The sequence below is a fragment of the Meridianimaribacter flavus genome (assembly GCF_004366715.1).
Lineage (GTDB): Bacteria > Bacteroidota > Bacteroidia > Flavobacteriales > Flavobacteriaceae > Gaetbulibacter_B > Gaetbulibacter_B jejuensis.
Map to the genome: position 1 here is coordinate 381,591 of NZ_SOQZ01000003.1, position 11,759 is coordinate 393,349.

The following is an 11,759-nucleotide window of genomic DNA, read 5'->3' on the forward strand; positions in this document are numbered from 1 at the left end:
AGTTGTACCTTGAGTAGCGATTGGTAAAGAGGCATCATGAGTTACAGTTACCGTACCACCACAGTTGTCAGTAGCTGAAGGAGGCGTTAAAGTAGTCACTTCACATTCAGCAGTTACATCGGCAAGTGTCGCCACATCAGGTACAGGAGCAGTAATATCATTTATAACTACATCTTGAGTTTGAGTAGATGTATTTCCGTTTCCATCATCATAAGTCCAAGTCACTACAGTTGTACCTTGAGTGGTAATCGGTAAAGTCGCATTATGTGTTACTGTTACAGAGCCACCACAGTTATCAGTAGCCGAAGGAGGTGTTAAAGAAGTCACTTCACATTCAGCAGTTACATCAGCAAGCGTCGCCACATCAGGAACAGGAGCAGTAACATCATCAATAACCACGTTTTGGGTTTGTGTAGATGTATTTCCGTTACCATCGTCATAAGTCCAAGTTACCACAGTTGTACCTTGAGTAGCGATTGGTAAAGTGGCATTATGAGTTACCGTTACAGTACCACCACAATTATCAGTAGCTGAAGGAGGCGTTAAAGCTGTCACTTCACATTCAGCAGTCACATCAGCAAGCGTCGCCACATCAGGAATAGGAGCAGTAATATCATCAATAACCACGTTTTGAGTTTGTGTAGATGTATTTCCGTTACCATCATCATAAGTCCAAGTCACAACAGTTGTACCTTGAGTAGAAATTGGTAAAGTGGCATCATGCGTTACCGTAACAGAGCCACCACAGTTATCAGTAGCTGAAGGAGGTGTTAAAGCAGTCACTTCACATTCAGCAGTTACATCAGCAAGCGTCGCCACATCAGGAACAGGAGCAGTAACATCATCAATAATCACGTTTTGAGTTTGTGTAGATGTATTTCCGTTACCATCATCATAAGTCCAAGTCACTACAGTTGTACCTTGAGTAGTAATTGGTAAAGAGGCATCATGAGTTACAGTTACCGTACCACCACAATTATCAGTAGCTGAAGGAGGTGTTAAAGCAGTCACTTCACATTCATCCGTTACATCAGCAAGCGTCGCCACATCAGGAACAGGAGCAGTAACATCATCAATAACCACGTTTTGGGTTTGTGTAGACGTATTTCCGTTACCATCGTCATAAGTCCAAGTTACCACAGTTGTACCTTGAGTAGCGATTGGTAAAGTGGCATTATGAGTTACCGTTACAGTACCACCACAATTATCAGTAGCTGAAGGAGGCGTTAAAGCTGTCACTTCACATTCAGCAGTCACATCAGCAAGTGTCGCTACATCAGGAACAGGAGCAGTAACATCATTTATAACTACATCTTGAGTTTGGGTAGACGAGTTTCCGTTCCCATCATCATAAGTCCAAGTCACTACAGTTGTACCTTGAGTGGTAATCGGTAAAGTCGCATTATGTGTTACTGTAACATAGCCACCACAGTTATCAGTAGCTGAAGGAGGCGTTAAAGCTGTCACTTCACATTCATCCGTCATATCAGCAAGCGTCGCCACATCAGGAACAGGAGCAGTAACATCATCGATTTCTATGTTTTGTATAACATCTATATCATTTCCATTACCATCATCAAAATTCCAAGTTATAGTATACGTTCCTTGAGTGTTAAATGTTGTTGCGTCAGAAGTTGTTCCTGTTATGATAGTACCACAATTATCAGTTGTTGTTGGAGCTGTAACAGTAGCATTACACTCAGCAGTTATATCTGTTAATGCAGGTGTGTCAGGATTGATAGTGTCCACAACTGTTACTGTTGTAGTGCAAGTGTCAGTCTGACCTAAAGAATCTTCAGCGGTCAAGGTAACAATTACAGGGCTTCCAATATTGGAACAGTCAAATGAGTTGACATCAATTGATAAAGTAGGCGTGTCAAAGTCATCAGTAGAACCATTATTGATATCAGTAGTGTTTATTGATGCGTTACCTGTAGCGTCTAGATAAACTGTTAGTGTAGTATTACAGTTAGCTGTTGGCGGATTATCTGCCCTAAAAGTAGCTCTGTAGTTAGCTCCTCCATTGCTAGCGTAGTGAGTTCCATCAGGGATATTGTCATTATTTGTATCATATTCTGACCTAGTATAAACTTCAAGGTAATAATCACCTGAAGGTAATCCGTTTAAAATATTAATATTAGCACCTGAAGATTCCCAAGTTTGATCTATACTGTTTCCGCCACAATGATTAGAAGTTCCGTCATCAGTGTTAAATAAAATTTCGTGAGGAATAAAAGCTGAAGGAGCATCACTTATTAAATAAATCCTGTAGTCCAACCAGCTATTTAAAATATTGTCGCTAAAGCATTTATAAGTTTGATTTTGAGCGCCATTAAGTATTAAACTATTTGATGAGGTAAAAGTTCCAAGATTTAAACCATCAAAATCTTGGTTTCCTGTATTTGCCTGTAAATTATAATAGGTGTTTCCAGCACTGTTGATATCTAGTATTAAATAACTCTCGTATATGTTGGATTGACTAATGCTTAAATTAGAAATCAAAGCAATTACAATTGCAATGATGCGAAGTAAATATTTTTTCATTTTAGCTATAATTTGTATAAACTATTTGTCTTTGTTTTAATAAATGGGGCTAATTGTTTAGTTGTTAAATAGCTATTAATTGTATAAATAAAAGGGAATGCCCAAATTTATTGTCAATATAGCCTTACATGAAAAATACTCGTTGAAATGCTTATTTATACTTTGACGGTTGTTAAAAAAAATAGAGAAAAACTATTCTTCGATAAAATGCAATTTTACCCGATGATTGTTATGAGTTTAATTGATTGTTAATCAGCAGTATAGAGTTGGTTTGTTAAGCTGTATTAAAGTGCGAAATAGAGTTAAAATACTAACATGATTTGATAATTTAATACTTAATTAATAGCAAAACTAGGAGCTTAAAAAGATTTTTGTAAATTTATAATCCCTTCCCTATATACTAATAGTCATTTTAAATGATGAGTTAATAGCATGGAGTTTAGTTAACTTCATTTTTTAACTCTAAAATATTAATTATGGCTCAATTAGATACTTCAAAGTATAATGTAAAAAATAACTCCAATTATTCTTTTGCAGCGTTTCCGGATGCGAAAATTTATCCTGATGAAAATGAAGATGGAAAATGGACACAGCACCTTCTTTTTGGTGATTATATAAGTATAGTCGATTTAGAAGTTGTTAATAATCATGTTAAAGTAAAATCAAGAAATAAATTAGGTTGGATACACATTAACGATCTTCAAAAAGAGCGTGTTCTAGAAGTCAATTTTGTAGATATAGGTCAAGGCGATGGATGTCATTTAATCACTCCTAATGATGAACATTATCTTATCGATGCTGGTAAAGGCGATAATATGTATCGCTATTTGTATTGGCGATTTAACTTAGATAAAAACACAGCGTTGCCCTTTAAATTTAAAGCATTGTTGAGCCATCCTGATAATGATCATTTTTTAGGGTTTTCACAAATTTTTGAAGCTCCAGCGGTTGAGTTTGATAAAATTTATCACAGTGGCATAGTTCAAAGACCAAAGCGTATTGATAAAGGCTGGAACACTCAATTAGGCAAAAAAGAAGAACTTTCTGATGGTAAAGATTACATAACGACGTTGCTGTTTTCAGATGATGAAGTAAAAAGTGTATTGAGTGATGACGAAAACTTAAGCGGTAGTGGTTCGCAATATTGTAAAACTATTTTTAAAACACTCAATCAACTACAAGACCCAGAGTTTATAGGGTTAAATAGTAATGACGGATTTATAGTAGGTGATGGTTCTGATACAAGTTTTTCATTAGAAGTGTTAAGTCCAATTCTTACAAATATTGACGGAAAAAAAGCATTGCCATACTTTGGTAGTCAAGGAAAAACCAAAAACGGACATTCAGTATTATTAAAGCTAAAGTACAAAAAGCTCAAAGTACTATTAGGTGGCGATATAAATGAAGAAGCTGGCGAGTATATTAATACATGTTTGGGTGATGAAGCGTCTGATAAACTTCAAGTTGATATTGCAAAAGCGTGCCATCATGGAAGTCATTTGTTCAATTATGAATTTTTAGAGCATGTTAATGCATTAGGAACTGTAATCTCTAGTGGTGACGATGAAAACTATAGTCACCCAAGACCTGATACTTTAGGTGCAATAGGAAAAACAGGATATAGTAAAAAACCTTTGATTTTTAGTACTGAGTTGGCTAGATCCAATAAAGAGTTCTCAACAGCTACAATACCAGAACTGGTTTTAAAATACCAAACATGGGAGCGAGCTCAAAAAGATTATGAAAACTTACTCAATAATTTTATTGATACACCCGAAAATGAACAAGCCATAAAGGCGCTTAAAGAGGATGCTACAAAAAAATATAAAGAGATTAATTCTTACTTAACAAGACATGGTATGATTAACCTAAGAAGCGATGGACATAAAATGATTGTGGCCCAAAAGCTTGAAAAAGATTCTAATCATGGTAAGTATGATATTTATGAATTTGAATATAGCGATACCGAAAAGCGTTTTGTGAGAATTTAAAAATTAAACCTATAGTCAAAGTGTTGAATTGACTTAAAATTAATATACAACAAATGTTAATTTAATAAGAATTTAACTACATTTATTTTTTCTAAGCCATTTAATATCATTTGCTTATGAACAAAAATACATTCCGTTTACTTGCAATAGCGCTTTGCATAGTGTGTTGTTTATTTAGTGTCTTTAATATGAATAAAGACGTTTTCACTCAGTCACTGTACAATAAAGATTTAATTAGTTTAAACAATGCAATGATGCCAAACGCTACTATTGATGGAGATGCAGACGTGTGTCTTAACGATAGTCCTAATCCGCAAGTTACATTTACAGGCTCTAATGGAACTACACCTTATACCTTTACGTATACTATAAATGGTGGAGCGTCTTTAACGGTTTCTACAACTGGTAGCAATAATTCGGTAGCTCTTAATGCAAGTACAGCAACAGCAGGAACGTTTGTTTATGAGTTAATCTCAGTGACTGATGCTAATGGAGACGCAACTAACGAAAATGGCACAGTAACTATAGTTGTCGGGACACCTCCTACAGTAGATTTTACATTTAGTAATAATGGAGCTTGCTCAGGAACACCAGTTGTATTTACGCCTAATGTAACAGGAAATGGACCTTATACTTACGATTGGGCTTTTGGAGATGGAGATTCTTCAACTGCTCAAAATCCGTCACACGAATATGTAGCTGAAGGTTGTGGGTTTTCTACTTTTTCAGCAACTCTTACTGTAACCGATACTAATGGATGTACAGCGTCTATTTCTAAAACCATTAGTGTTGAACAAAAGCCTAATATGAGTTTTGAAGATTTAGATGCACAATTTAGTCCACCTTTTGATAATTGTGGAAATAACACATCAGATCCTGAATATACTGTAAACGTTGGGAATACCTCACCTTCAGATAGCTGTATCGTATCTTATGACATTGATTGGGGAGATGGCACAACAGAAACTAACGTGACGTTTCCGCTTTCGCATACTTATTTGGAGTTAGGGTCTTTTAATATGGTTGTTACTGGTTATAGCGATACAGGCTGTATAAATACCGAAACGATTTTAATTAAAAATTCAAGTAATCCAGTAGGAGCGATTGAAATTCCTGGAAATACAGTAAACCTTTGTTTGCCTGTGTCTCCAATAGATTTTGCTATTGGGTCTTGGGGAATTAACCCACCAGACACTGTATACTATGTTAATTATGGAGATGGCACCCAAGTTACTTACACGCAAACACAGTTAGAAGCATCTACATATTATAATGCCTCAAATCCTGCTGCATCACAAAATTATCCAATACCACATACCTATACTGAATCTAATTGTCCAAGTCCAAACTATACAGTCTTTTTGAGTATTGTGACCTCTTGCGGACAAACCGATTTAACAGCAGGACCAATTATTATATTAAGTAAGCCTGATGTAGATTTTGAATTTGAATCGCCTGCTTGTGTAGATGTACCTGTTCAATTTACTAATTTAACCACAGGAGGTTATAACCAAAACTGTACCACAAACTCACTGTATTATTGGGATTTTGGAGATGGCAATACGTCTACCGATGAAAATCCGTCGCACACTTACACTGCAGCAGGAACTTTTAACATTACCTTATATGCCGAAAATTTTTGTGGTGAAACCGATGAAATAATTAAAACCATTTGTGTAGAACCAGAACTAGTAGCCGACTTTACATTAGATGCTAATAATGGTTGTGCTCCATTTATAGTAGCTGCTACTAATACTACAGATACATCTATGACTTGTAGTGCTGAAACGTATTTATGGGAAATAGCTTATACACCTGATTTCTGTGGTACTACTGAATCTTGGAGTTTTACTAATGGTACAGACGAAAATTCTGTAAACCCATCGTTCCAATTTGATAATGCAGGAATATATACAATAACACTAACTGCAACTAATGCTTGTGGAAGTAGCACAATATCTGAAATAGTTGAAGTTAAACAACCTCCAGCAGCGACCTTAAATCCAGTTACTGATAGTTGTGGGACAGCTTCTGTAAATCCTGTAGCAACAGTTGTGTCTTGTGCTCCAGCATCTGAAACGGTCACTTACAGTTGGAGCTTTCCTGGAGGTGTTCCTGCAACGTCCAATACACTTAACCCAGGAACCATTGCTTATAATACAATAGGTAACTACACAATAACATTCAGTGTTACTAATAGTTGTGGTACAACAACAGTAACTCAAGATTTTTCGGTTAATGAAACACCTACAATTACAAATACCAATTTAACGCAATCCATTTGTTCTGGAGTCGAAACCGCAGCTATTAACTTAACGTCTGATAATAGTGCTACAACATACAGTTGGGTATCAAATAATCCTGCAGGTTTAACAGGATATGTGCCATCAGGAACTTCCGATGTAATTCCTGCTCAAACACTTGTAAATAACACATCTAATCCAATCATTCTTATTTATACAGTAACACCTGATATTAATGGTTGTAATGGAGCTCCAGTAGATTTTGAAATCACAGTAGAACCTGCACCATTAATCACAGATCAACCCATACCAAATTCGGTATGTTTAAATGGAACACCTGATGATTTGTCGGTAACCATTCAAGGAACAGGAACACCAAACTATCAATGGTATCAAAATACGGTTAACGATACTACAACAGGAACACCTATTGCAGGTGCAACTTCAGCAACATATACACCACCAACAGATACTGTTGGAGAGATGTATTATTATGTCGTAATTACGTTTTCAACTGGTGGTTGTAATGAGATAACGTCTAATGCAGCTCTAGTTGAAGTAGTTAATTCTTCTCAAATTGATGTTGAGCCTATTGCTACGCAATCTGTTTGTGTTGGTGGTCTAGCAGATGAGTTGTCTGTAGTCACTTCAGGAGGAACAGGAACAATTTCATACCAATGGTTTAGTAACACTACTAGTAGTACAACAGGAGGAACACCAATTGCAGGTGCGACAATGGCAAATTATACACCTCCAGCATATACAACAGCTGGAAATTATTACTATTATGTTGAGGTTGTGTTTACAGCAAGTGGATGTGCAGGTTTGGTAAGCGATGTAGCAGAAGTGGTAGTGGTTGATGATCCTGTAGTAACAACGCAACCTATTGCATCTCAAAGTTTATGTCAAAATACCAGTGTACAAAATTTAGAAGTTGTTGCTAATGGAGGTTTAGGAACAGTGAGTTATCAATGGTATGTAAATACTGTAAATAGTAATACAGGAGGAACCCTAATTGTAGGAGCAACAAGTAGCACTTACACACCACCAGTTGATACTGTAGGCACGTTTTACTATTACTGCGTGGTGCAGCAAGATGTGTCTGGTTGTGAGGTAGTAAGTGATACTGCTGAAGTTGAAATTAGTGCAGGCGCGCAATTTACAACTCAACCAATGTCTGATGTATTATGCTTAGGAGAAACAACAGCAACGCTTCAAGTAGCTTACGTAGACGGAACAGGAACTCCAACATACCAATGGTATGAAAATACAGTTAATGACACCACAACAGGAACAGCTATTGCAGGAGCAACAACAGCAAGTTATTTACCTGATGTGTCTTCTGTGGGAACCACATTTTATTACTGTATTATAACGTTTAATTCAGGTGGTTGTTCAGAGTTGATTTCTGCAGTTGCTGAAATTACTGTTAACGAAACACCAGATATTAGCGATGCAACAGTGTTAATTTGTAGTGGTAACGCGTTTGTACACAATCCAGATGCTACCAATGGAGATACAGTACCAGCAAATACAATGTATACTTGGTCTACGCCAACGGTTACTCCTGCAGGAAGTAGTGTTGGTGCTTCTGAGCAGTTAACGCCTGTAGCTTCAATAACACAATTTTTAGAAAACACAACAGTTAATCCTTCTACTGTAACTTATACAGTTACGCCTATTTCAGGAAATTGTGTAGGAGCAAATTTTGAAGTGATAGTTACTGTAAATCCTTCAATTTCTGTAACTACAACAGTTATTAATAATACCTGCTTTGAGTCTAATAATGCGTCAATAGAAATTGATATTGTTGGAGGTGTGCCTTTTTCAACAGGAAATCCTTATAATATCGATTGGTCAGGACCTAACGGATTTACAAGTACTAACGAAGATGTTTTTAATCTAGAAGCAGGAACTTATGTGCTTAACATAGAAGATGATGGAGGTTGTCCTTATACCGAAACTTTTGAAATTATTGAACCAGATGAGCTTGTGTTTAGTGCTGTCAATTTTGATCCTGATACAATATCTTGCTTTGGTGCAAATGATGGGTCAATAGGTATTGATATTTCAGGAGGAACAATGCCTTACACCTATAACTGGACGCTTAATGGAGGTCCTTTTTCAACGGATGAAGATGTAACAAATTTAGGTCCTGGAGTGTACGAAGTTTCAGTAACCGATGGTAATAGCTGTGGACCAATAACTCAAGAGTTTGTTATTGATGAACCTCCTTTGTTAACGGTAAGTTTACTAGACCAAACCAATGTGTTGTGTTTTGGAGATAATACAGGTGCTATTACAATTGAAGCTTCAGGTGGTCGACCAGACTATACTTTTTCTTGGGTTGGACCAAACGGTTATGCGAGTACTAACCAAGATATTGATACTTTATTTGCTGGTTTATATACAGTAACGGTTACAGATAGTTCTAACTGTATTGCTGTTTTAGAAGTTACGATTATTCAAAATGATGAAATAAATATTGATGTGACAACTACCGAAATAGAGTGCTATGGAGATAATAATGCATCAATTACAATCAATAACATTTCAGGAGGTGTTCCGCCTTACGACATCGCTTGGAGTAATTTTGGTACAGGTAATAGTCAAACAAACCTTTCTGCAGGAATTTATACCATTACAATTACTGATGCTGAAAACTGTCAAAGAGATGTTCCGATAGAAATTGAAGAAGCTCCAGTTTTTCTAATAGACCCTGTTGTTACTCAAATGTCTTGTGCAGGAGAAAACGATGCAAGTATAGCTTTAAATTTAGTTGGAGGAATTGACCCTGTTACGGTCGATTGGAATGACGACCCAACAGCAGGAGTGGAGCGTAATAATTTAGCACCTGGGACGTATACAGTTACTATTACTGACGGAACACCATGCGTCATTCAAGAAAGTTTTACAATTTTTGATATCAATCCTTTGGTACTATCTGCCAACATTACTAATGCGCTTGATTGTGATGATACCAACAGTGGTGCAATAAATTTACTCATTCAAGGAGGTACACCTCCATTTGATGTGTTGTGGTCTAATGGTGCAACTACCGAAGATTTAGATAGCATACCTCCAAATACCTACACAGTTGTAGTTACTGACGTTAATGGTTGCGAAGTTCAAGGAAGCTGGGACGTAACAAGGTTTGAACCTCTAGAGTTGCAAGTCGAAACACAGTCTGATGTAGATTGTGAAGCACAAACTGTTAACCAAACATTTGTAGCTATGGCAAGTGGAGGAGTACCACCATTTCAATACAATTGGTCAAGCGGTACAGTTAGTGGAGCAAACAATGAATTAATGACTACTGATATTAACGGACTAGTGCTTTTAGAAGTTGTAGATAGTCAGGGTTGTACTACCAATTATAGTTTTGATGTAGACATCCCAGTTTTAGGAAACCCAGGATTCGAGACTACGTCTTTTGGGTTTGAAAACTATGGAGTGTATGCTATTAGCGATCCTATACAGTTTACAAATACTGCAACTGGCGATTTTGAGAGCATTCTGTGGGATTTTGGAGATGGCAATTTTTCAGCTGAAGAAAATCCAACACATACCTATTTAGAAGTAGGAAACTATGTGGTTACGCAAACAGTAACCTATCCGTTTGGATGTGTATACACCCATACAATAACGCTTATTGTTGAACCTGGTTATAAACTTATAATGCCTAATGCATTTACACCTAATGAAGATACTTTAAACGATTATTTTGGACCTGTTTATGTAGGCTTAAACACCTTAGAAATTAACATATATGATACTTGGGGAAGCCTTATCTACTCAGAGTCTGGAGATGATATTAGAGGTTGGGACGGAAAAGTAAAAGAAGAAGAAGCCGAAAACGGAAACTATTACTACACCTTTTCAGCCAAAACATTTTATGGCGATACGGTTACAAAACAAGGTGCATTTGTATTTATTAAATAGAGCGTTATAATGAGGATAAAAAAATCACTACTAACTATTTTATTGTTTTTATTTGGATATGTTGCACGTGCACAAGATCCTATTTTTACACAATCATTTTTTGTGCAAGAAACCTTAAACCCTGCGTTTTCAGGGTTTGAAGATAACGGTCGAACCCATTTAGGGCTGTTACACAGAACGCAATGGCCTAATTTGGACTTAAAAATCAACACGCAGTACTTTTTTTGGAATAAATCTATAGAATACGGTTCAGGACAAGGGTTTGGTTTTGGACTCAGTGGATTAAGACACCACGAGTCGTTTACCAATTATTCACATCATCAAATCAATGCCAATTATGCGCATAGAGTTAACCTTAATGGAGGTTGGTATTTTAGACCTGCAGTTGAGGTAGGAGCAGGTTTTAAAGACTTTAGGTTTAGTTCTCTAACTCTTGCTGACCAAATCAATATAAATACAGGAACAGTAAGCTCAACATCAGTAGATCCTTTAGCATTAAATAATGACAACGTCTTCTTTTTAGATATCTCTTCAGGAATTGTTTTTGAAAAAGAAGAGCATAATGGAATCGCCTATTGGTTTGGGGCTTCTGTAAAGCATCTTAATAGACCTAATATTTCTTTTGTACAAGGTGAAAATCTTCCGTTAGATATTTTTTATTCACTTCATGCGACTTATCGTTTTCCCTTTTTAAACGATTATAGTATAATGATGACAACTAATTACATGCAACAAGGCGAGTACAATCGTTTAGATTTAGGTGCGATGTTTCAGGTCAATCAGTTTTTAGCTGCAATTACTGCGGTTTCAAACCCAAATGGAAGTAGCTCTAATAGTCATTTGTTAACTTCAGTAAACGCGTTTTTTGGTTTGGAGTACACTGATTTTAGATTTGGAGTATCGTACGATTTTAATACATCTCAAATAGGAAGAACAAATGGCGTGTATGAGTTGTCAGTCACCTACTTATCAAGATGTCGTAGTTGTACTACCCAAAGAGGCAGAAAAAGATAATGCTTGAGAAATAAATTAGTATATC

Annotated in this window: 3 protein-coding genes and 1 pseudogene; 3 read left to right on the top strand and 1 reads right to left on the bottom strand. The window is 36.4% G+C overall.

The genetic code is table 11. The annotated features are described in order from the left end of the window. Window positions 1-2,544 (bottom strand): annotated as a pseudogene (locus tag A8975_RS08760) (hypothetical protein); the annotation flags it as partial. A 476-nt stretch (window positions 2,545-3,020) separates the two neighbouring features. Here A8975_RS08760 and A8975_RS08765 point away from each other — a divergent pair. The 3 genes from A8975_RS08765 to A8975_RS08775 all read left to right on the top strand — a co-directional run bounded on the left by A8975_RS08765 (window position 3,021) and on the right by A8975_RS08775 (window position 11,734). Then, complete coding sequence (locus tag A8975_RS08765) at window positions 3,021-4,535, top strand: hypothetical protein (RefSeq protein ID WP_134199864.1); 1,515 nt, start codon at window positions 3,021-3,023, stop codon at window positions 4,533-4,535. 188 nt (window positions 4,536-4,723) lie between these two features. Further along, complete coding sequence (locus A8975_RS14715) at window positions 4,724-10,720, top strand: PKD domain-containing protein (RefSeq protein WP_134199866.1); 5,997 nt, start codon at window positions 4,724-4,726, stop codon at window positions 10,718-10,720. 9 nt (window positions 10,721-10,729) lie between these two features. Beyond that, on the top strand, window positions 10,730-11,734 hold the full coding sequence (locus tag A8975_RS08775) for a PorP/SprF family type IX secretion system membrane protein (protein WP_129761731.1): 1,005 nt from the start codon (window positions 10,730-10,732) through the stop codon (window positions 11,732-11,734). Window positions 11,735-11,759: the final 25 nt, after the last annotated feature.

Excerpts from the sequence above, each read along its gene's own strand:
- A8975_RS14715 (WP_134199866.1), top strand. The coding sequence starts at position 4,724 with ATGAATAAAGACGTTTTCACTCAGTCACTGTACAATAAAGATTTAATT.
- A8975_RS08765 (WP_134199864.1), top strand. The coding sequence starts at position 3,021 with ATGGCTCAATTAGATACTTCAAAGTATAATGTAAAAAATAACTCCAAT.
- A8975_RS08775 (WP_129761731.1), top strand. The coding sequence starts at position 10,730 with ATGAGGATAAAAAAATCACTACTAACTATTTTATTGTTTTTATTTGGA.